The sequence below is a fragment of the Natronolimnobius baerhuensis genome (assembly GCF_002177135.1).
Lineage (GTDB): Archaea > Halobacteriota > Halobacteria > Halobacteriales > Natrialbaceae > Natronolimnobius > Natronolimnobius baerhuensis.
This window is the reverse complement of the sequence record NZ_MWPH01000003.1, coordinates 548078-568478: the sequence shown is the minus strand read 5'-3', so window position 1 is coordinate 568478 and position 20401 is coordinate 548078. Positions and strand designations below refer to the sequence as shown.

The 20401-nt window shown below is 59.4% G+C and carries 22 protein-coding genes; 7 read left to right on the top strand and 15 right to left on the bottom strand.

What is annotated here, in order from left to right; all coding sequences use genetic code 11:
• Positions 1-475: 475 nt before the first annotated feature.
• A complete protein-coding gene (locus B2G88_RS15315; protein ID WP_245835412.1) occupies positions 476-2104 on the top strand; it encodes a hypothetical protein in 1629 nt (542 codons plus the stop codon).
• Position 2105: 1 nt separating this feature from the next.
• Here the strand turns inward: B2G88_RS15315 and B2G88_RS20250 are convergent, their stop codons facing one another.
• The 14 genes from B2G88_RS20250 to B2G88_RS15245 all read right to left on the bottom strand — a co-directional run bounded on the left by B2G88_RS20250 (position 2106) and on the right by B2G88_RS15245 (position 16642).
• Positions 2106-2222, bottom strand: coding sequence for a DUF7503 family protein (locus tag B2G88_RS20250; RefSeq protein WP_449406696.1), 117 nt, complete (start codon positions 2220-2222; stop codon positions 2106-2108).
• Positions 2223-2405: 183 nt separating this feature from the next.
• Positions 2406-2975, bottom strand: a complete 570-nt coding sequence (locus B2G88_RS15310; protein ID WP_087715244.1) for a HalX domain-containing protein — start codon at positions 2973-2975, stop codon at positions 2406-2408.
• A 216-nt stretch (positions 2976-3191) separates the two neighbouring features.
• Positions 3192-3800, bottom strand: coding sequence for a 30S ribosomal protein S7 (locus B2G88_RS15305; protein ID WP_087715243.1), 609 nt, complete (start codon positions 3798-3800; stop codon positions 3192-3194).
• A 2-nt stretch (positions 3801-3802) separates the two neighbouring features.
• Positions 3803-4231 carry a 30S ribosomal protein S12 gene (locus tag B2G88_RS15300; protein WP_054863943.1) on the bottom strand — a complete coding sequence of 143 codons (429 nt, stop codon included), beginning with the start codon at positions 4229-4231 and terminating at the stop codon, positions 3803-3805.
• A 285-nt stretch (positions 4232-4516) separates the two neighbouring features.
• A complete protein-coding gene (locus B2G88_RS15290; protein WP_054863941.1) occupies positions 4517-5029 on the bottom strand; it encodes a NusA-like transcription termination signal-binding factor in 513 nt (170 codons plus the stop codon).
• Positions 5030-5032: 3 nt separating this feature from the next.
• Positions 5033-6229 (bottom strand): DNA-directed RNA polymerase subunit A'', encoded by a 1197-nt coding sequence (rpoA2, locus tag B2G88_RS15285; RefSeq protein WP_054863940.1) that lies wholly within the window; start codon positions 6227-6229, stop codon positions 5033-5035.
• Entirely contained in the window at positions 6222-9152 is a 2931-nt protein-coding gene (locus B2G88_RS15280) for a DNA-directed RNA polymerase subunit A' (RefSeq protein ID WP_087715242.1), read from the bottom strand. Before B2G88_RS15280 ends, rpoA2 begins: the two co-directional genes overlap by 8 nt.
• 7 nt (positions 9153-9159) lie before the next feature.
• A complete protein-coding gene (gene rpoB / locus B2G88_RS15275) occupies positions 9160-10989 on the bottom strand; it encodes a DNA-directed RNA polymerase subunit B (protein WP_087715241.1) in 1830 nt (609 codons plus the stop codon).
• 3 nt (positions 10990-10992) lie between these two features.
• Positions 10993-12570: a DNA-directed RNA polymerase subunit B'' gene (locus B2G88_RS15270; RefSeq protein ID WP_054863938.1), complete on the bottom strand. Its 1578-nt coding sequence runs from the start codon at positions 12568-12570 to the stop codon at positions 10993-10995.
• The gene (locus B2G88_RS15265; RefSeq protein ID WP_054863937.1) at positions 12571-12798 is read right to left on the bottom strand and encodes a DNA-directed RNA polymerase subunit H; all 228 of its coding nucleotides are present in this window, start codon (positions 12796-12798) and stop codon (positions 12571-12573) included.
• Positions 12799-13046: 248 nt separating this feature from the next.
• Complete coding sequence (locus B2G88_RS15260) at positions 13047-14459, bottom strand: hypothetical protein (RefSeq protein ID WP_087715240.1); 1413 nt, start codon at positions 14457-14459, stop codon at positions 13047-13049.
• A 76-nt stretch (positions 14460-14535) separates the two neighbouring features.
• Complete coding sequence (locus B2G88_RS15255; protein ID WP_087715239.1) at positions 14536-14970, bottom strand: universal stress protein; 435 nt, start codon at positions 14968-14970, stop codon at positions 14536-14538.
• Between the two features lie 82 nt (positions 14971-15052).
• Complete coding sequence (locus tag B2G88_RS15250) at positions 15053-15310, bottom strand: amphi-Trp domain-containing protein (RefSeq protein WP_054863936.1); 258 nt, start codon at positions 15308-15310, stop codon at positions 15053-15055.
• A gap of 108 nt (positions 15311-15418) precedes the next feature.
• Positions 15419-16642 carry a KaiC domain-containing protein gene (locus tag B2G88_RS15245; RefSeq protein ID WP_087715238.1) on the bottom strand — a complete coding sequence of 408 codons (1224 nt, stop codon included), beginning with the start codon at positions 16640-16642 and terminating at the stop codon, positions 15419-15421.
• A gap of 250 nt (positions 16643-16892) precedes the next feature.
• Between B2G88_RS15245 and B2G88_RS15240 the strand changes: the two genes are divergently transcribed.
• Entirely contained in the window at positions 16893-17741 is an 849-nt protein-coding gene (locus B2G88_RS15240; RefSeq protein WP_054863935.1) for an NAD(+)/NADH kinase, read from the top strand.
• 31 nt (positions 17742-17772) lie between these two features.
• Here B2G88_RS15240 and B2G88_RS15235 read toward each other — a convergent pair whose 3' ends face one another.
• Positions 17773-17973, bottom strand: a complete 201-nt coding sequence (locus B2G88_RS15235) for a hypothetical protein (RefSeq protein ID WP_087715237.1) — start codon at positions 17971-17973, stop codon at positions 17773-17775.
• 122 nt (positions 17974-18095) lie between these two features.
• Here B2G88_RS15235 and B2G88_RS15230 point away from each other — a divergent pair, with 122 nt between their 5' ends.
• The 5 genes from B2G88_RS15230 (at position 18096) to B2G88_RS15210 (ending at position 20318) form a co-directional block, all read left to right on the top strand.
• Positions 18096-18389: a ubiquitin-like small modifier protein 1 gene (locus tag B2G88_RS15230; protein ID WP_054863945.1), complete on the top strand. Its 294-nt coding sequence runs from the start codon at positions 18096-18098 to the stop codon at positions 18387-18389.
• 85 nt (positions 18390-18474) lie between these two features.
• The gene (locus tag B2G88_RS15225; RefSeq protein ID WP_087715236.1) at positions 18475-19323 is read left to right on the top strand and encodes an AzlC family ABC transporter permease; all 849 of its coding nucleotides are present in this window, start codon (positions 18475-18477) and stop codon (positions 19321-19323) included.
• The gene (locus B2G88_RS15220) at positions 19313-19639 is read left to right on the top strand and encodes an AzlD family protein (protein ID WP_087715235.1); all 327 of its coding nucleotides are present in this window, start codon (positions 19313-19315) and stop codon (positions 19637-19639) included. The genes B2G88_RS15225 and B2G88_RS15220 overlap by 11 nt, the downstream gene beginning before the upstream one ends.
• Positions 19640-19686: 47 nt before the next feature.
• Positions 19687-19947 carry a hypothetical protein gene (locus B2G88_RS15215; protein ID WP_087715234.1) on the top strand — a complete coding sequence of 87 codons (261 nt, stop codon included), beginning with the start codon at positions 19687-19689 and terminating at the stop codon, positions 19945-19947.
• On the top strand, positions 19947-20318 hold the full coding sequence (locus B2G88_RS15210; protein WP_054864201.1) for a hypothetical protein: 372 nt from the start codon (positions 19947-19949) through the stop codon (positions 20316-20318). Before B2G88_RS15215 ends, B2G88_RS15210 begins: the two co-directional genes overlap by 1 nt.
• Positions 20319-20401: the final 83 nt, after the last annotated feature.

The following is a 20401-nucleotide window of genomic DNA, read 5'->3' as shown; positions in this document are numbered from 1 at the left end:
CCAGACCGATGGACCCCGTCTAATGAAACCGACATTCGACGCCACCGATACCGGACTCGAGATTATCGACCCCATCGAGCGACGGCGCTATCATCTGCAGACGCCTCGTGCGGTGTCGCCGGAACCGGTTGAAGAGCATGGCATTCCGTTTCCAATCGGGACGGCGGCACAGATCGTAACGGACGAAATCGTACTTCCAACGATGAATCGCGTTCTTGTTCGCAACAAAGAGGGGTTGATGAAGGCAGAAGTCCAATCAGACGATCACGCGTATTTTCCTCACGGAACCTACAATCTCGACATTTCTGGGTCACTCAAAGTCTACGCACACATCAATAGTTCCGTATATATCTATTCAGATAACGAACAAACGCATATTTCCTTCGATGGGGAGACACAGTGCCTGATTGGTGCACGATCATTTCATCGACGACCAGCAGACACGATTACGACGACGACCAAGCCAACGGATGTGATGGAGGCTGTCTCGATATTTAGTTCTGCGTTAAAGACAACCTCTGCAGAACGATCATACCCGACGCTCCGTGGCCATCCTCCGATGCTTGAGGTCGGCGACGAACTTGAAATTCCAGATACACTTACAGAATTAGAGACAGGTATCGAGATAGTTGTGCCTCCGAAATTACAGGACATATTCGTCGTCACACCACTTTCATATTATCTGGGTGCAACCATTCGATCCGGTTCCGAGCCACAGATCATGACTGAGTCAGGGTATACGTACTCTCTCTGTGGCCCGGACGGATTCGAGAACACTGTCAAACGGGTATTAAAACATATCTTCGTTCTCGATTGCGTCGTTCGAACTGAAGGACCAACACCACTTCCGTTGTACAGACGAAAAGCAATTGAACCACTTCTCGAGTTTGATCTCGAGGAGATGTATAGCCGTCCGCTCCATGAGCGGGTTCAGGCCTATCTCGAGGTTGATTCAGCCTCTATTGACGAGTACTATCCTAATTGGAGACTCGAGACACAGGTCAACGCAGTGGCCGAAACCATTGATTTCCTTCCATTTTTGGCGGACGAACTTGCGATAATTAGTATTGATGAAAAGACAGAGACACCAGAGCCAACCAAAGAGACAGTTGAAGCAATTGACTCATTTACTCGTGCTGATTTTGTCCGGAGTGCAAGTCCAATCCGTGGAAATCAAGAGACACCGATATCTGATTCAGATACTGCCGACCACCCTCCACAAACAACAATTACGCAAGTCTGGCAGAGTATACACGGCACAGACATCAATAGTACGACACCAGTTTCGGCATACTACAATCGAATTGGTCGAACGCCACGACCAGACCCCATTGAAATAGAAGTCGTCTGTAATGATGCAGAGATGCAGGACGAACTTGAGTCGGTAAATGGGTTCTACGGAACACACAACCGACTGCCGTTCAATGTGTCCATTCATTACGATTTCACAACGGCCGAACTCAAGAACACACTCGCCACCGAGAGCGACTTTTTTCACTATATTGGCCACATCGATAGGGAAGGATTCCAGTGTTCAGATGGGAAATTTGACGCGTCAACTATGGACTCAGTGGGGGTAGAGGCGTTTTTACTGAATGCGTGTCAATCCCACGACCAAGGGCTCCATCTCATTGATGCGGGGAGTATTGGTGGTATTGTAACACTAGGAGATATTGTCAATAGTGGTGCAGTGAAGATGGGAAGTGTAATCGCCCAATTGCTAAATGGCGGATTTCCTCTATACGCGGCACTTGATGTCGCAAGAATCGAGAATATTATCGGACAACAGTATCTTATTGTCGGCGATGGCAGGGCAACAATCGCACAATCAGAAACGGCAATGCCAGATATTTGCTTAGTCAGGCAGGGGGAAGATGGGTATGAATCCAATATTATTGCATATGGCGAAGTGAGATCATCAAATGGGGGAGTCTTCACTCCGGATATAGACCCTATCGAAGATTACTACATTATTCCAGATCAGACTGGTTGGTTCCCAACCGATATATCACAACTAGGGGAGTTTTTTGATATAGGCAGGTTCCCAGTTCTATTTGAAAATCAGCTATATTGGAGTGATACGATAGAAATGGACATCCTGTAATTCACGGCCCGTAATAGGCAGAAGCGCTCGCCGCTGCGGTCCCTGATTGTGACAACAAAATCATAATTGTGAACAGCACGCCAATCATTCGTGGGTGTTTCGCGAGGTATTCTGTCATGTCTTGCATGGTACGACTGTAAAATGTGGCCGATCAGAAATTAATCTATCTTAATATATCATAAATATTGGCGGTAATATTATATATAACGAAAAATAGCTAGCGCTGTAGCTACTGCAAAACGAGTCTCGAGTGAGACTCACAGTACACCTGTAAGAACGAATCGATTATCGACTGCGTTTATCACTCACTAAACAGCTGTCGAAGCGTCTGGTCGAACGAGTCTCCTGACAGTTCCGCACGAATCGACGCTGCACGCTCACGACAGGTCTGTAGCTCCTGTACAACGGACTGATACTGATCCCCGACAGCCACATCCGACTCGAGTTCGGTCTCGAGGACGGCGCGTTCGGTCGAGAGACGGAACAGGTTGTGCATCGTTCGCTCGTAGGCACACTGGAAAAGCAAGCGCTCGAGGGTCCCAGCGAGGGCGGTTGGAGCGACTGGTTCGACGAGGACTTCGTCGACGCCGCGGTCAACTGGATCATCGTCGGGCACTTCTGCGGCGAGTGCGAGCACCCAACTCTCGGGCGCGGTCTGGCGGAAGGCATCGAGGACACCGCGAGCGTCCGGCTGCTCGAGGTGCCAGTCGAGGACCAGTAGGTCATAGCAGTTCTCGAGTTGCTCGAGGATCGAGATATCGAAGGACACCTGATCGATAGCAATCGGAACGGAGAGGCGCTCAGAGTCGATGACGGAGAGCGGCCGCTCGCGATGGACAACGAGTATCCGCTGTGTCGATTCCAACACCACGTCTCTATTAGTATCGGTTACCGCGGGGTATTAAATGTAGGTAGATGGACGCCGTAGTGCGATTTGTCTGTCGAAACTCGCGAGACAGATTCGAGAGCAGCCGCTCGAACGGGTTGCAGCGTAGCGAACAGCAGGACAAGTCATTGTGTAGCCGAGCGATAGAGCCACCGCTACCGGGGCGAAAAAGAAAGAAACGAGAGAAAATCGACTCGAGCGTTAGCGTGCGGCTGCCGCGACGCGCTCTTTTTCTTCTTTCTGGCTGACGGCGTACGTCTGGACGTCGTAGTTCGCTGCGCCAATCAGCTGGGAGGCGATGGCCTCCGGGACGGACGTTGGCGTCTTGAACGAGTCGTTGTAGACACCGTCTGCGAGGAACTTCAGAGCCTGGTCGACACGGCGCTGTGGAGCGACGTCGACGGCCTTCGGGACCGAGATACCACCGTATTTCAGGCGGACGGTCTCCTCTCGTGGGGCCGAGTTCTCGACGGCGGTGACGAGAACCTGAATTGGGTTCTCCTCGGTGCGCTCGTGGATCAGTTCGAACGAGTCACGAACAGCGCTGAGGGCCTGCTGTTTCTTGCCCGTGTTCTCTTCCGTCTGCATGAGACGGTTGATGAAGCGCTCGACAATCGAGATCTGGGACTTCTGGAACTGCTTTCTGGCGTGGCGACCAGCGGTATGTGCGACTGGCGTCACCGTGATGTAGCGCTCGGTCGATGGGTCGGCGTACTCGAGTTCGCCGAGTTCCCACTCGCCAAAGAGCTGTGCCGACACGTCTGCGCCGCCGGCTGGGGCGTCTGGGTCTGGTTGGTCTTCTGCCGCCATGATTATCGCACCGGTTTCTCTGCGTTTCCGCGAACGAGTTCTTTCATTGCGACGCCGTTGACCTTGTCAACCTTGTAGTTGACACCGGAGAGGTCACCCATTGCACGACCCTTCGCCCCACCGATACCGGCGATGGTAACTTCGTCGTGCTCGTCGATGAACGAAATGGCACCGTCACCGGGACAGAACGCGGTGACTTGCTTTCCGTTTTTGATCAGCTGCACTCGGACACACTTTCGAATTGCCGAGTTTGGCTGCTTTGCTTCGATGCCGACCTTTTCGAGAACGATACCTCGACCCTGGGGCGCTCCCTCGAGTGGGTCGGACTTCTCGCGAAGTCCACGGGCACGGCGCGCATAGTCCGAGTCGGACCACCGCTGCTCCTGGCGGTCTTTCTTGAGCTTGCGCGCGGCGTATTTGCCGTTTGCCATGCGCGTCGCTATCCGTCGAAGGCACTTAAGCGACCCGTTTCGATTCGGCGTTACGCCTCGAGAGCGCTCGAGGGGGGTCAACGAAGGATTCTCGTGGCGTTTCGTCGCTCGAGCGCGATGCTCATCACCTCGTCGCAAACGACCGGATCCCAGTCAGGACAGCGTTTCGACCGACAGAGAGGGTAAAACGTCGAGTCTCGTTTGTCTGGCGGTATCACTGCTTGGCTAAAATAAACGTCAAAGCGACTGACGGTCGAGAGCGGAACTGCCAGCATTGCAATCGAGTTAGACCAACTGCACGTCGTCGATGCCGAAATGGCGCTGCGCGAGTCGTCGTGCGGCCTCGATTGTCTGTCCGTTCGACCCGATTGCGACGCCACGGTCCTCGGTTGCCACTTCGACGTAGGCAACGGTATCGTCGTTTTCGCTGATCGTGACGTTGTAGACCGCTGCGGGCGCGAGCGTGTTCGCGACGAACGTCTCTGGGTCGTCTGCGTCGGCAACGAGCCGAACCGACATCCCGAGTTCGTCCTCGAAGCGCCTGACCGTTCGACCGCCGGGACCGATTGCTTCACCCATTGCGTCACTCGAGACGACGACGATTAGTTGGTCGTCATCGTCATCGGCGCCAGTGTGATCGCCAGCGGTTGCAGCCCCAGCAGCTGTCTCCTGGGTGTGGGCTGGCTCGAGGTCGACGTCAGTGGCGGACTGGACGATGCAGTCGATACCCGACACACCCGTCACGTCTTCGAACGCAGCGAGATACTGTCGGGCCTCGTCGTCGAGGGTAACCCCCATCGATCAGTCGGCCTGACTGCCGCCGGGCGTCGTCGAGCCCATCCGCAGGTCGACGTCGCCGGTGCCGAGTTTGATCGGCTTGCCAACGATGACGTTCTCGGTAACGCCCTGCAGGGTGTCGATCTCGCCGTGAATTGCGGCGTTGAGCAGGTGGTTGACTGTCACCTCGAACGCAGCACGAGCGAGTACGGAGTCTTTCGACCCGGAGATACCATGGCGGCCAATCGACTCGATCTCGCCGCGGTTGGTCATCATGTCAGCGACGAGCATCAGGTGTCGGACGTTGACGTCGTCAAGTCCCTGCTCGGCGAGCGTGTTGTGGGTCTCCTCGATGATGGCCTCACGGGCAGCCTCGATACCGAGGTTACGATGGATTTCGTGGATGTTGTTACACGTCGTCCGGGAGGCGTCGACGCCCTCGATCTCGAGGACATCGCCGAAGGCCGACCCTTCAGTGTAGAGGACGAACTCCTCGTGTCCCTCGTCCATTTCCTCGCGACGGATAACGACGCGGGAAACCTCCTCGATACCCTTGAATGTGATGTCGCGCAGTTCTTCGACCAGTTGGAGCAGGTCGCGATAGGACGGCTCCTCGGGACCGAACTGAATCTCGGTACCCTGCTGAACCGTACTAACCGAGAGGTTGTCCTCGATGATCTCTGCGACTTCCTCGGGCGTGATCATACGCTCCTCGAGTGTGTCGCGGTTGAGCGAGATCTGGACGCGCATGTCGGCGACGTTCGTCGAGACGTCACCCAGTGCGAGGATTTTCGTTGCCTCGATGTTCCAGACGACCTTGTGGGCCATCTCTCGCTCCGTGGCGTACTCGTCCTCGAGATGGACGGTCATCATCGGCGTGTCGGGCGTCTTTCGGGCGTCGACCAGCTCGATAAGCCGGGGAAGCCCCTGGGTCACGTCGATCTCTGCGACACCCGCATAGTGGAACGTGTTCATCGTCAGCTGCGTTCCGGGTTCACCAATCGACTGGGCCGAAACGGTACCGACGGGGTCGAGTGGATCGACACGCGTATCGAGATAGCGAAGTTCGACGGCCTTTGCGAGGTCGTCTGCGTCCTCGACGGTCGCGTCGGCGCGGCCCTCGAGTTCTTCGTAGACGTTGTCTTTGAGTCGCCGTGGGAGGTCAGTGTCTTCGACGACGGCGATCATGTCGTCGGTGACGTTGTATTCGACGTTAGTCATCGGAGGTCACCTCCGGGCTGTCGACGGTCAGACGATCATCCGCGTGCTCGGAGAGGTTTGTCGTCCGTTCTTTCCGGCCGAGGAACTCTTCGCGGTCTCGCTCGGAGTCGAACTCCTCGTCGAGGACGCGATCTGCGATGTTGGGGACGTCGATGGTGTTTTCCTCACCTGAGGACACTTTGACCGGCGACGTGCCGTCCTCGCCGAACTCGAACTGAACGATGGTGTCCGAGGTGTCTCGGACCGTTCCATCGTACTGTGCCTCGAGTTCCGACAGCGCGTTAATCAGCCGACGCTGCAGGTACCCGGACTTCGAGGTACGGACTGCTGTATCGACAAGCCCCTCGCGGCCACCCATCGCGTGGAAGAAGAACTCCCGTGGGGTCAGGCCGGAGGTGTAGGAGTTCTCGACGAAGCCGTGTGCCTCTGCCGAGAGGTCGTTCTCCTGATAGTGGCTGAGCGTCCGGTTCTCGTAGCCACGATTAATTCGCTCACCGCGAACTGCCTGCTGGCCGACACAGCCGGCCATCTGGGTCAGGTTCAACATCGACCCACGTGCACCTGAACTGGCCATGACGACGGCCGGGTTGTCATCGGTGAAGTTTTCATCTGCGATGTTACCAGCGTTGTCACGCGCACGCGAGAGCGTCTGCATGATCTTCATCTCGAGCGTTTCGTCGATGGTTCGGCCTGGCAGGGACTCGAGGTCGCCTGCTTCGTAGGCCTCGATCAGCTCTTCGACGCGGTCGTTTGCGTCTTCGATGGTTTCGTCGATGCGCTGGCGGGCCTCTGGGGGAATCGTCTCGTCGTCGATTCCAATCGAGAACCCGAAGTGCATGATTGCACGCATCGCAAGCGTCGAAATCTCGTTGATGAAGATGCGCGAGCGGGTGTTGCCGTAGACCTTCGTGATCGTATCGACAATTTCGCCACCGAATTCGCCGACTTCGTCCTCGGCGATGGTGCCCTCGAGGAGTTGGCCGTCTTCGATGACAACATCGTCGCCGACGGTGCCCGTGAACTCGAGGTCGAGGTCGTCGGGCAGCAGTTCGGAGAAGACGTCGTGGCCGGTCCAGAACGGTTCGTCCTCGTCGTCGATTCCACTTGGTTCCGGCAGTTCGTCGATCCGGGTCGCTCGAAGCAAGTCGAGTGCCTGCGTTTCGTTGAATCGTGGGTTGTCGTGAGTCAGCAGGTAGGTCCCCGAGATGTGGTCCTGAATCGCGCCGATGATGTTCTCACCGAAGCGTGGCGAGAGAATCTGCTCCTGGACGCGCATGAGGACGCGGGCTTCCGCACGGGCCTCCTCGTTCTGGAGGGCGTGCATGTTCATCTCGTCACCGTCGAAGTCAGCGTTGTACGGCGGACAGACAACGGTGTTCAGCCGGAACGTCTTGTACGGCATGACCACGACCTCGTGGGCCATGATCGACATCCGGTGCAGCGACGGCTGGCGGTTGAAGATGATGATGTCGCCGTCGATGAGATGGCGGTTGACTTCCCAACCGGCCTTGACTTTCTCTGCAAGCGCCTCGCAGTTTTTCTCGGTGACCTTCAGACGACGACCATCCGGTCGTCGAACGTAGTTCGCACCGGGATGGCCCTCTGGGCCGTTCGAGACGAACCGCCGCGCATCCTCGAGATTGCGCTCGGTGACGTTCATCGTCTGGGTCATCTCCTTTGCGACGCGGTCCGGCACACCGACCTCGTTCAGCGAGAGTGTCGGGTCCGGCGAGATGACGGTACGCGCGGAGAAGTTGACACGCTTCCCCGAAAGCGAGCCACGGAAGCGACCTTCCTTCCCTTTGAGACGCTGGGAGAGCGTCTTGAGCGGGCGACCAGAGCGGTGTCGCGCTGGTGGCGTGCCCGAAATCTCGTTGTCCATGAAGGTGGTGACGTGGTACTGCAGCAGTTCCCAGAGGTCCTCGATGATCAACTGTGGCGCACCAGCCTCACGGTTCTCCATGAACCGCTGGTTGATACGGATAATGTCGACCAGCTTGTGCGTGAGGTCGTCCTCGGAACGCTGGCCGTTATCGAGCGTGATCGACGGCCGCGCAGTGACCGGCGGCACCGGCAGGACAGTGAGGATCATCCACTCGGGCCTCGAGCGGTCGGAATCGATGCCGAGTACCTCGAGATCTTCGTCCGGGATATTTTCGAACCAGTCCCGGATGTCGCTTGGCATCAGTTTGTTCGTATCCTCCTCAGTGAGGTCGATATCGAGGGCCTTCTCGATGGCTTTGCGCTGATTTTCACGCGGGCGGAACGACCCCGAGAGAATCTCGTTGACACGAGTAAGGTCGATCTCGGTGTCTTCTGCGAGTTCGTCCGGCGTAGTCCGCTCGATGCCCTCCTCCTCGTCGCCCTGCATCGCTCCGGCGATACGCTGGGAGAACTCGCTCGTGAGCACCTGCTGGACCTCGTAGTAGGTGGTTGGTTTCTCGTGGTCGATATCGTACTGAATCTCGCCACAGAACGGACAGCGATCCTTCTTTCGGGCCTGCCGAATCGCCGATTTTGTGACGTCGTTCAGATCGCGACCGAGTTTGCGCGATTCCGTAATGTCGTCGCGGAACTCGTCGCGCTCGTCTTCCGTCAGGAGAAGTCGGGAACACTCCCGACAGGTCCCTCGAAGCAGTCTGCGGATAAGCTTCGTAAAGCCAACGTGAATAACGGGTGCAGCCAGTTCGATGTGGCCGAAGTGACCGTTACACGACCCGGAGTGTTTCCCACAGGTCTTACACTCGAGACCGGGGTCGATGACGCCGAGGCGGGGATCCATCAGCCCCATGTCGATGGGGAAGCCGTCGTCGTCGTAGGTGTCGGCGGTGATGATCTTCGTCGCGCTCATCTCCCGGTACTCTTCGGGCTCCATCAGCCCGAAGTTGATTGATCCGATTTCTTTTGGTGTACTGTTTTGCATGTGTGGTTTAGACAGCGTCTTCGAGTTCCAGTCGCGGCGCGATACCCAGAGCCTTCATCTCGTCTAACAGGAGCTTGAACGCGTAGCTCATCTCGATTTCGTGGATGTCCGTCTCCTCGTCACAGTTCGGACAGTAGACGCGGCGTTGTTCGACGTTCTCGACCGCGCTCATCCCACACTGTGCACAAATATTGATATACTCGCGGTCGGATTCATCGAGCAGGCGTTCTTTCAGGGTCATCGCTGCGCCGTGACCAATGAAGACGTCCCGTTCCATCTCACCGATACGGAGTCCACCCTCGCGGGCACGACCCTCAGTTGGCTGGCGCGTCAGCACCTGCACCGGCCCGCGCGAACGGGCGTGCAGTTTGTTCGAGACCATGTGGTAGAGTTTCTGGTAGAAAATGATGCCGACGAAAATCTCGGCCTCAATTTTCTCACCAGTTACGCCGGAGTACATCGTCTCCTTGCCCGCGGAGTTGAACCCGTTATCCTCGAGTCCGTCGCGGAGTTCATCTTCGTCCTCGCCGAGGAACGGCGTCCCGTCAACACGACGGCCTTCCATCGCTCCGAGTTTCCCGCCGATCATCTCGAGGATGTGGCCGACGGTCATCCGGGATGGCAGGGCGTGTGGATTAAGCACGAGGTCAGGCACGACGCCCTCCTCAGTGAACGGCATGTCCTCCTGTGGCGCGAGGTGGCCCACGACACCCTTCTGGCCGTGCCGGGATGCGAACTTGTCCCCGAGTTCGGGGATTCGCTCGTCACGCACGGAGACCTTCGAGAGCTTCGAGCCGTCCTCACCTTCCATCAGCGTGACGGTGTCGACGACACCGCTCTCGCCGGAGCGCATGGTGACTGACGTCTCGCGCCGTTTCTGCGGTGAGAGGCCACCCATGTCGTCGGGTTCCTCCAAGAATCGTGGCGGACTCGTCTTGCCGAGCAGGACGGAGTTTTCGTCAACACGCGTCTCTGGGTTGACGAGGCCGTCCTCGTCGAGGTGGTTGTACGCTTCCTCGCCGCGAGCGCCACGAACGTCCTGGGATGGGATCTCGAAGCGGTCTTCCTGGCCACCGGGGTAGCGCCGTTCCTCGCCCTCGTAGGTCCGGAAGAAGTGTGAGCGCGCGAGTGCACGCTCGACGCTGGCTTTGTTCATGACCAGCGCGTCCTCGATGTTGAACCCTTCGTAGCTCATCACGGCGACGACGAAGTTCTGTGCCGCCGGGCGGTCGTCGAAACCGATCTGCTCGGTCGTCTGGGTTTTGACCATCGACAGCTGCGGGTAATGCAGCAAGTGCTGGCGCGTATCCGGCCGGATACGGTAGTTCGCACTCGGCAGCCCGAGCGACTGCTTGACCATCCCTGCACCCATCGTAATACGCGGGCTGGCGTTGTGCTCTGGGTACGGAATCATCCCCGCACCGATCCCGAAGATCAGTTGCGGGTCAATCTCGAGGTGGGTGTGATCGTCGTTGAGGTCGTCCTCATCGACGGCGACGTAGATGTCCTCTTCTTCCTCGGCGTCGATGAACTCGATGTAGCCGTGCTCGACTAAGTCCTCGAACTCGAGGTCGCCGTCTTTGAGTGCCTGAATCTCCTCGTCGGTGATTCGTGGCTCGCCGTTTTCGACGACCAGCAGTGGGCGTCGTGCGCGGCCGGCGTCGGCGTTGATGATGACTTCTCGCGTGCGGTCGCGGACGGAGACGTTGACCATATCAGAGACGTCTCCGATACGTCGGGATTCACGGATCTGTTCGGCTAGCTCGTGCGGATCGGGGTGCGTTCCCACCAGCGACCCGTTCACGTAGACTTTGGCTTCGCGTTGTTGGCTGCTCATGAGTTAGTCGTCTGCTGTCGTGGATCGTTCGATGCTGTCGATACCCGGAATGCCTTCGACCCCCATCGAGGCGAGTTCACGTTTGAGTCCCTGCTCGTCCTCGATGTTCTGGGAAAGCTCCATCGCCTGGGCGAAGTTCTTCACCAGCCCACAGTTTGGTCCCTCGGGTGTCTCGGAGGGACAAATGCGACCCCACTGGGTCGCGTGCAGGTCCCGTGCCTCGAAGTGTGGCTGCGAGCGCGATAGCGGGCTGCGGAGACGACGCAGGTGCGACAGAACCCCCATAAAGTCCGTCCGGTCGACCAGTTGGCTCACACCGGAGCGGCCACCGACCCAGTTCCCCGTTGCAATCGGGTGCTCGAGGCGTTCGGTCAGGACGTCAGAGCGAACGACGGTCGAGACCGAGAGATTTCGGTTTCGCATGTTCGCACGCTCGAGTTGGTATTTCACGTCCCGTGCGAGCTTGTTGAGTGCGGTCCGGAACAGGTCTTTCATCAGGTCGCCACTGACCTTGAGGCGCTTGTTGGCGTAGTGGTCCTTGTCGTCAGAATCACGACGGCCAAGCGCGAGTTCGAAACAGGCTTCGGCCATCCGACAGAGGTAGTGGGCCTTGTTGATCCGAACGTCTTCTTCCTCGACGCCCTCCTCGTGGAGATGCGGCAGGAGGTAGCGGTCGATGACGTAGTTTGCGCGTTTGAGCTGGTAGTTCTTGCCCTGGCCCGAGGCGACGCGTTTCCCGAGCGTCTCGATTGCTTCTTCCTCGGTCTGGACGTCGGCTTCCTCCAGATTCTCGAGCATGTACTTGACGACCTCAGGGTCGTTCGAGACCTTGTGGACGATCTCCTCGTCACTCTCGAGTCCGAGTGCACGCACGAGCGTGACGAAGTTGATCGAACCCGAGACGGATGGGAACGAGACCTCGAGCAGGCCCTCGCGGTTTCGTTCACAGAGAACGAGTGCGCGGTAGCCACGGCGCTGGGAGAAGGTCTTTGCGACCTGAATCTCGTCGCCGTATTTGGTGTCGTACTCGGCGAGGATTTTGTTCGGTGCGAGGTCCTCGCTGGTCATCAGGACGCGCTCGGAGCCGTTGACGATGAAGTAGCCACCGGGGTCGGCAGGGTCTTCACCGATTTCGATCAGTTCCTCATCGGAGAAGCCGGCGATGTTACACTTATCGGAACCGACCATAATCGGCATGCGGCCGATTTTGGTTTCGGTGGAGTCGACGACGCGTTCCTCGCCTTCCTCGCCCTTGACGATGGACATTTCCATGAAGACGGGCGCGGAATACGTGATGTTTCGCAGGCGCGCCTCCTGTGGGTACAGCAGTTCCTCGGAGCCGTCTGCTTCGCGAACACGAGGTGTGACGACGCGGACGTCGCCGAGTTTGACGTGGACTGGCTCCTCGCCTTCTTTGTCGCCGATATCCGTATCGATTGTCTCCTTTTCGTCGACGACCTGTTGCATCCCCCGGTTCAGGAAGGCGTTAAAGGAGCGGTAGTGGTGTTCTGCAAGCCGTTCTCGTGAGAAGTACTCGCGTGAAATTTCTCGTCGTTTGTCTCGGTTGAGTTCTACCGACATTTATTCCACCACAAGTCGATATACAACTGCCTGGTCGGTTGTGCGTGAATTTCGGACGATTTTGATAACATCTCCAACCCCTGCATCGTCGGGAAGCGCGGGGTCATTGCGCTTAATTTTCGGTAAGTCTGTACGGTCGATGTCGTACTCGGTAAGTACCTCCTCGAGTGTGTCCTCCTCGAGGATAGTGTGTTCCGGCACGAGTTCGTGTGGGCTTACGTCTACCATGTATTGGGTGAGTGGTGTGCGTGTGGGCTATTCGGAGAGAAGCGGCTGTCTCGAGATACTACAGATAGGTAGCGGCGGGAGGCATTTAACGGTTACTAACTTGAATGAGAAGCGTCGCTATCCGGCCGCGGGCAAACCTGACCGGAGTTGCCGATCACACCTGAGAGTAGCCCAGTCTCAGTTAAATCCCTTGTGGGTCGTGTGACTATATAACATAGGAATGGGCGAAAAGCGCAAAACACGCCGATCTAGAGATATCCGAGTAGCGTCCCGACGAGTACGACCAGCCACATCGCCACACCGACGAGGAGGAGGCTGTTGAACCGTGATTCGCGTGTCGCACGCCCTGTCGCGCCAGCGGCGATCAACCCGAGCGCAATGACGACGAGCATTCGCTGGACGATCACATCGATTGGCAACACGTCCACACCGACCAGTGCGTAATCGAGCCAGATCGCGCCCGCAAGGGATAGCGATGCAGCCATCGCCGCGTCGAGTCGACGCTCGAGGCCGCTTGCAATGACGTACGTCGCGACTGGAATCCCGACGGCGATGAACGGATAGAACATGGCGGCGATCATGTGCACCGAGAGTCCATCGACGGTGCGATCTACCGCGATCCCGCCGATTCGAACGCCGAGAATGATGCTCATAATAGTCCCCGCGAGAATGAGATGGCGCGCATCGAGGCGGTCGTATGCCGCCTGAATCCGCTCGCGATCCGTCTCAGTGATCGCACCACCGACGGCGTCGTCGACCCGCTCGAGGATTCGCTCGCGAGTGCCCTTATTGACCCGCCCAGCAGCCAATCCGAGCGCCAACGGCACCGTCGCCATCGCGGTGACTTCGACTTTCGTCGCCCAGCCGTTCGCATCCGACGGCCCCTCGTTGCCGAGGTAAATCCGCTGAATATCCTCCTGCATATCGACGCTTGGGATCGCCATCAGGTCCCGCTCGAGGCGGGTCTGGGCTTCCTCGACGCCGTCGACACGGTGGCGCAGCGTGAACCAGTCGAAATGTTCCGAGTGTGTCTGCATGACGATCCACTGATCGTCCGGGTTCGGACTCTCGTAGGCTCGGATGTGGTAGCGATAGCCGTAGTATTCGCCGTCCTCGAGTTGCATCGTTTCGGTCGTCCAGTAACGGTCTCCATCGGGGCCGGGATCGACGTAGGCGTATCGCGTCGCACCGTCGGCGTTCGACCAGGGAATATCGGTCGGCGAGATCGGTTGAACGGCATCTGCCAGCGCATCGGCCGTCGTATTCTCGTGGTCGTCGGCCCCATGTTCGTCGTGCTGTGTGGCTGCAGTCTCGTTGTCAGTCACGCCGACGAGATCAGTCGCCTCGAAGTGATCGTGGTCGGCTTCCTCCCACTCGCCCTCACCGTGCGCAGCGAGGAGTTGGACGACCTCATCGGCGTCGCCGCGGACGATCACGTTGAGCGGGCTTCGCTTCTCGTGGGCCTCTCGAGCGTTGAGATACGGCCAGAACTGGCTCTCGCTATCCGCAACGGCGACGAGTTCCGGTTCCTGGTGAGTCGCTTCAGCGTCGGTTTCTGGTGCAATGTCGTCGGTAGACGGCGAAAACAACAGCGATGGCCCACCAACGAACAGAAACGCGACAGCGAGCAAGACGAGTGCAATGACGAGCGAGCGACGCATCGACTCTGTGTTGCTAACTACCGCACTATCAAAGTATCTGCTTGAATCCCGAATCCCGAGTCACAGCAGCGACCGATCAGGCGTCGACGTCTGGCCCAACCGTCAACACGGGGACAGGAGCAGTGCGAACAACTCGTTGGGAAACACTCCCCACAACGTTGCTCTCGTAGTCGTCGCCGCTCGTTCCCATCACGATCAGATCGATATCGTTCGCGTCGGCGTACTCGACGATACACTCCGCCGGATGGCCAGTATCGACGGCCGTCTCGACCGACAGTCCTCGCTCACGGGCTCGGTGTGCTGCATCGCCAGTTGCTTCCTGTGCACTCTCCTCGAGATCGCCACGAACCTGGGCAACGCGCTCATCATCGAGCACGAGGAACGCGCGGTCGTCGACGACCGACATGACGTGGACTGCTGCATCGCGTGTCGTCGCGATATCGATTGCGTGGTCGGCCACCGTCGCCGCGTGATCGCTCCCGTCCGTGGGAAAGAGGATCGTCTCGTACATCGAGTCAATCCTCGCTCGCTCGAGGGAAAATAGATTCGTTCTCGTTCTCTCCGGATGGGAACACCGCCGAACCGAACCGCGGTCACTCGGGCGACTCCGGTTTCCAGTGTAACTCGAGTTGAATCGTCTCGTGATTGCCACGGAACATCGTCGACCGTTCGACGACGTCAATCGAGACATCGACCGACTCCGGCGGGTGCAAGGAGACGGTCTTGTTTCCGACGTCGACGTTGAGCTGCTCGGCTGCCGTCTCGTCCTCGAACTCCGTTGCCAGATGTCGCAGATACGCTGCGAGGTCGGCCCGTGACATCGTCTCGTCACTTGTCGTTCGTTCTGCCATACGCAGCACACACGGGGCCGGCCGCAAAAGTATGGACCGCGAACAGGGCGAAACAGCGGCTTACTGCTCGAACTCGAGACTGTGCGACTGGCTCAGACGGAAAGCTCCCTAGAACAGATTCGCCTGTTGATACACCGAAATGCCGTCGTCCGTGAGTTCGTAGGGCTTTTTCTCTCGAGAGTGATTCGCATCCCGAATCTTCTGGATCTCGATTGCCAGTCTAGTCTCCCGAAAGTCATCCGGCCGAACGTACTGCATCACGAACACGGCGTCAGTGAGGTATTCGACGATGCCGTGACGGGAGGCATACGGCGTGTCCTCTGCTGCCTCACTCGTCAGCAGCGTCGTCACGCCAGCCTCCTTGAGGGCCGCCGTAAAGTCATAAATCTCGTTGCGTCGCTTGGCGCGGTCATCGTACATCATCTCGAGGAGCGAGACGGAATCGAGAACGAGTCGTGAGGCACCAAAGTTCTCGATCAGCCGCGGCAGTTCGTTGCGGATCGAGGCCAGACTGTTCGTCATCTCGACGGGATCGAGGTCAACGATGGCAAGTCGGTCTTCCGCGACGTACTCGTCGAACGGAAACCCCTTCTCGGTCGCGCTATCGATGAGGCGCTGGCGACTCTCCTCTAACGTGATGAACACCGCGCTCTCACCGTCCTCGAGAGCGTGATTGAGAAATTGGAGTCCGAACGTTGTCTTCCCGGTACCGGCGCTGCCAATGGCCACCATTAGCGAGCGCTCGGGGACACCACCCTGAATCATCCGGTCGAGTCCCTCGACTCCGAGGTCGATTCGTGAGAGCGCCGACTCGACATCGGCGTCGTAATCGGGCTGATCCGGACTCTCGAGGCCGTACTCGACTTCGGAGAAGCCCTCCGGTCCGGCGGACCCGTCGACACCCACTGACTCAGCCGCGAACGGATCGGCTTCGCTGTCAGACTGCGCTCCATCGGACGCGCCGCTCCCCTCCATTCCTGGGACGTCGACGTTCTGTAACGCGTCACCGAAACTCGTCTCGAATAAGGCTCCCTCACTCGAGTCCGCATCATCATCCGACTCGGCGCTGGCTGTCGTGTCTGCTGTCTCCTCGCGGTCGTCAGCGTCGGGGTCGGCGTCAAATGCGGCATCGAAATCGTCCGCATCCGGATTGGCGTCGAATGCAGCATCGAGATCATCAGCGTTCCCGGTCGGCTTCCGAGTCGTGGCGTCGTCGGGACCATCGCTCGAGTCCGCGCCATCCCCGTGTTCACTGTCGTCACGTGGCTCCGACGCACCACTCTCATCGGCGTCCTCATCCTCGAGTGCGCGTTCGAACCAATCGTCACTCATGTGCGTGGCTGCACCTCCCCATGGGTCAGAGAATAAGCGAGACGCTCGCGGTGACGGCGGCCAGCACCCACGAGAGCGAGAGAGACGACCATACCAGAGACTGCGACGGGAGTCGCGGACTGTTGTTCGTGTCGAACGAACCCATCCGCCTTAATGATAGTGCCGATGTTCGGAATCGCCCCCACACTCGTTCCGCCGTGACGGGATGCGAAGCGTGCCTTTTTGATGACGGGGCCGGTAGCGGCCGACGATGGACGTCGACGTCGGAATCGTTGCCCAGCGGAACAATACCCGTGCACACGACCTTGCACGAACACTCATCGAAACCCTCGAGCGCGACTACGAGGGTGTCACAGCCGTCGTCGACGAGGCGACCGGCCACGCAGAGGCCATCGAGCGCGCGGGCGTTCCCGTCGCCGAGATGCGCGGTTACGACCTCGTCATCAGTATTGGCGGCGACGGCACCCTCCTGTTTGTCGCTCGCGAAGTCGGCGGCACACCGATTCTCGGCGTCAACCTCGGCGAAGTTGGCTTTCTCAACGCCGTCGCACCAGAAAACGCCCGCGAGGAGGTCATCGATCTCGTCGACCACCTCGAGGCGACTGGCTCGCTCGAGGGCCGACAACTCGACCGGCTGCAGGCACAAAGCGCCGACGAGGAGTGGACGCTCGAGCCTGCGCTCAACGAGGTTGTCGTCCACGGGCCGCGACGCGGCCATGGCGGCGGGGCGACACTCGAGATTGCAGTCAACGGCCAGCAGTACGGCTCGGGGCACGCCGACGGCGTGCTCGTGGCGACGCCGACCGGCTCGACGGCGTACAACCTGAGCGAGGGCGGGCCGCTGGTACACCCAGGCGCGGACGCACTGATCCTCACGCAGATGGCGGCCGACGACGGCATGCGCCCGCTGGTCGTCGACACCGACACCGAAATTACGCTCACCGTCAGCGACGCGGAAACGGCCTACGCGATCAGTGATGGCCGGGATCGCCGCCACCTCGAGCCACCGACGACCGTGACGGTCACGGTTGCAGACGAACCCGTCACGCTGGTCGGCCCGCAGGCGAATTTCGTCGACGGCCTCGAGAAGTTAGAGTGACGCTGCTGGCGGCCGTCCTGTGGACTGCTATCTACTCGTCTTCGTCGTCGGTTTCGTCGTCAGTGTCATCGTCATCCTCCATCTCCTGTCCGTTCCCAGTTCCTTCTTCGGCGTCGGGTTCTTCCTCACCGGGGCCGCCACAGCCCGCCAGGGCCACCGCAGAAATCGCTGCACCGGTACGTGCGAGCGTACGGCGGCGAGTCACGCTGCGTTCATGCTGTTTCGAGGACATACCTGCGCTGGGTCCTCGAGGCCCATACGGTCACTGCAAGCACTCGCACGCCGGAAGACGGGCGAGCGCGGAGTTTCCCCATCCACACCGACGTTTATACTGGTGGCTCACGACGCACCGATATGGACATCGAGCTACGCTTTTTCGCCACCTTTCGCGACGCCGTCGGCGAGAAAGAGCGAACGCACACGTTCGACGACGACGCAACCGTCGGGGACGTACTCGCCGACCTCGAGAGCCAGTACGACGGCCTCGAGGGCCAACTGCTCGCTGACGGCGCGATCAGAGACCACCTGAGCGTCCTGAAAAACGGCCGCGACGTGGTCCACATGGACGACAGCGAGACGACGCTCGAGGATGGCGACGTCCTCTCCGTGTTCCCGCCGGTGGCAGGCGGAGCGAGTGCGCGAGAGTGAGTCTCGAGACACGGTTCAGCCCCACCTCGAGACGTGTTAGCGTCCCCCCGAGAACGTTTAGTCGCCGGTACACCGCACTACGAGTGTGGATGCCGATGCAGACACGCGCCCCGTCGCGTCCGGATCAGATCGAGACGCAGACGGCAGCGCTGCAACCGGATCGCCAGACACTGAGAGCGACGAACAGCGCCCGCTCGAGGCCGAGGCGACCGGGAGCGAGACAGCTGGCGACCTCGAGCCAGCAGCGGAGTCAGTCACGTTCACCTGGGACGGCGTCCGAACTGGCTTTCTGACCTGTGTCCCGGTCGCACTCGGCGTCGGCGGCTACGGCATCGCCTTCGGCGTCCTCGCGGATCAGGCCGGGCTGAGCGTCGCGGAAGCGGCACTGATGAGCGCGACCGTACTCGCCGGTGCCGCCCAGATCGTCGCCGTTGAACTCTGGGCGGACCCGCTCCCGGTGGGGGCGATCATCGCCACCGTGTTCGCGATCAACCTCCGGTACTCGCTGATGGGCGCAGCGCTCCAGCCGTGGTTCAGACACCTCTCGCCGGCGAAAATCTACGGCAGTCTCTACATGATGGCTGACGAGAACTGGGCGCTGACCATGCGCGATCTCAAGTCCGGCAGCGGCCGCGGCGCGTTCTTGCTCGGCAGCGGCATCGCCATCTGGGTCTTCTGGGTCGGCGCGACGGTCATCGGCGCGCTCGCGGGTGGCGTGGTCGGCGACCCCACTCAGTACGGCGCCGATTTCATCCTCACCGCCGTCTTCGTCGCGCTCGCCGCCGAACTCTGGGAGGGCCAATCCTCGCTCGTCCCGTGGGTCGTCGCCCTCGGGACGGCCGTCCTCGCCGCCGAGTACCTCCCCGGGCGCTGGTACATCCTGCTCGGTGGCCTCGTCGCCGCCGCCGTCGAGGTGATCCGCTATGACTCCTGACCTCCCCAGTGCGCTCTCGCTCGACCCGTTCATCGTCGGTGTCATCCTCGCGATGGCCGCCGTCACCGTCCTGACGAAAGTCGGCGGCATCTGGCTCGTCCGCCGCGTCGACCTGAGCGAGCGCCTCGAGGCGGGTCTCTCCGTGTTGCCCGGCGCAATCGTGATCGCGGTCCTCGGGCCAGAACTCGCGGCCGGCGGGCCAGCCGAGTGGGGTGCTGCAGGACTGGTGCTGCTCGTGATGTGGCGCACCGAAAACATCCTGCTGGCGCTGATTGCGGGCGTTGTGGGCGTCGTGGCGTTTCGGGCAGTTCTCTAAAATAGAGTGTGCCGAACGAATATACACACAGCAATCCTACGGGACGTATGACGACTCGTCTCGAGCGGTCCTTTCGCGGCATCTCCGAACGGCTCGTGATTCGGTACCTGACGAATCTCGGCGGCGAGCAGGTCGACGACCGAACCGTTGCGGGCGAGGACTGGACCGCCACGTTCTCGTCCGAGACGGTCAGTATCGGTCCGTCGCTAACGCTGACCGAGATAACCGTCGTCTTCGAAGGCGAGGAAAACACGCTCGAGTCGCTCGTCGAGGACTTCGCCCAGAAGGCAATGCGCGCAGGTGGCTGATGACGGACGGACCGATCAGCGGCCAGATTCTCCTGCTTGCGGCCGCAAAAACGAGCGTCACACCGGCGCGGCTGTCAACGCTGGTCGTTCGGACGCAGGCCGCCCTCGAGCGTGACCGCGAGCGCTATCGTCGTGAGTTTGAGTGCGTGTACATAGACGAGAGTGGCAGCTACGAGGCATTTCTCGTCGACTGGGGTCACTGGGACGAACTCGGCGAGATGCTTGGCCTCGAGAGACGCGAGCACTCGGCGATTCGGCGCGCTCACGAGGAGCAACTGCTGCGCGCTGGGCGGCGAGCAGACCGCGAAGACGAATTCGAGACTGCTCTCGAGATCCGCGAACCGGTTCTGATCGGTGTGGCTAGTGATTGACGTTCGACTCGAGAGCGATGGCGGACAAACTGCTGTCACGGCGGGGTCGCAACTATAAAGAGACTGTTTCTCCTTTGCAGGGA

Coding starts and splice junctions, on each gene's coding strand:
- B2G88_RS15270 (WP_054863938.1), bottom strand. CDS start 12,570: ATGTCGGTAGAACTCAACCGAGACAAACGACGAGAAATTTCACGCGAG.
- B2G88_RS20250 (WP_449406696.1), bottom strand. CDS start 2,222: ATGACAGAATACCTCGCGAAACACCCACGAATGATTGGCGTGCTGTTC.
- B2G88_RS15300 (WP_054863943.1), bottom strand. CDS start 4,231: ATGGCAAACGGCAAATACGCCGCGCGCAAGCTCAAGAAAGACCGCCAG.
- B2G88_RS15210 (WP_054864201.1), top strand. CDS start 19,947: ATGACGGACGGACCGATCAGCGGCCAGATTCTCCTGCTTGCGGCCGCA.
- B2G88_RS15305 (WP_087715243.1), bottom strand. CDS start 3,800: ATGGCGGCAGAAGACCAACCAGACCCAGACGCCCCAGCCGGCGGCGCA.
- B2G88_RS15215 (WP_087715234.1), top strand. CDS start 19,687: ATGACGACTCGTCTCGAGCGGTCCTTTCGCGGCATCTCCGAACGGCTC.
- B2G88_RS15230 (WP_054863945.1), top strand. CDS start 18,096: ATGGACATCGAGCTACGCTTTTTCGCCACCTTTCGCGACGCCGTCGGC.
- B2G88_RS15235 (WP_087715237.1), bottom strand. CDS start 17,973: ATGTCCTCGAAACAGCATGAACGCAGCGTGACTCGCCGCCGTACGCTC.
- B2G88_RS15245 (WP_087715238.1), bottom strand. CDS start 16,642: ATGAGTGACGATTGGTTCGAACGCGCACTCGAGGATGAGGACGCCGAT.
- rpoB (WP_087715241.1), bottom strand. CDS start 10,989: ATGAGCAGCCAACAACGCGAAGCCAAAGTCTACGTGAACGGGTCGCTG.
- B2G88_RS15250 (WP_054863936.1), bottom strand. CDS start 15,310: ATGGCAGAACGAACGACAAGTGACGAGACGATGTCACGGGCCGACCTC.
- B2G88_RS15255 (WP_087715239.1), bottom strand. CDS start 14,970: ATGTACGAGACGATCCTCTTTCCCACGGACGGGAGCGATCACGCGGCG.
- rpoA2 (WP_054863940.1), bottom strand. CDS start 6,229: ATGACTAACGTCGAATACAACGTCACCGACGACATGATCGCCGTCGTC.
- B2G88_RS15265 (WP_054863937.1), bottom strand. CDS start 12,798: ATGGTAGACGTAAGCCCACACGAACTCGTGCCGGAACACACTATCCTC.
- B2G88_RS15240 (WP_054863935.1), top strand. CDS start 16,893: ATGGACGTCGACGTCGGAATCGTTGCCCAGCGGAACAATACCCGTGCA.
- B2G88_RS15280 (WP_087715242.1), bottom strand. CDS start 9,152: ATGCAAAACAGTACACCAAAAGAAATCGGATCAATCAACTTCGGGCTG.
- B2G88_RS15315 (WP_245835412.1), top strand. CDS start 476: ATGGAGGCTGTCTCGATATTTAGTTCTGCGTTAAAGACAACCTCTGCA.
- B2G88_RS15290 (WP_054863941.1), bottom strand. CDS start 5,029: ATGGGGGTTACCCTCGACGACGAGGCCCGACAGTATCTCGCTGCGTTC.
- B2G88_RS15260 (WP_087715240.1), bottom strand. CDS start 14,459: ATGCGTCGCTCGCTCGTCATTGCACTCGTCTTGCTCGCTGTCGCGTTT.
- B2G88_RS15220 (WP_087715235.1), top strand. CDS start 19,313: ATGACTCCTGACCTCCCCAGTGCGCTCTCGCTCGACCCGTTCATCGTC.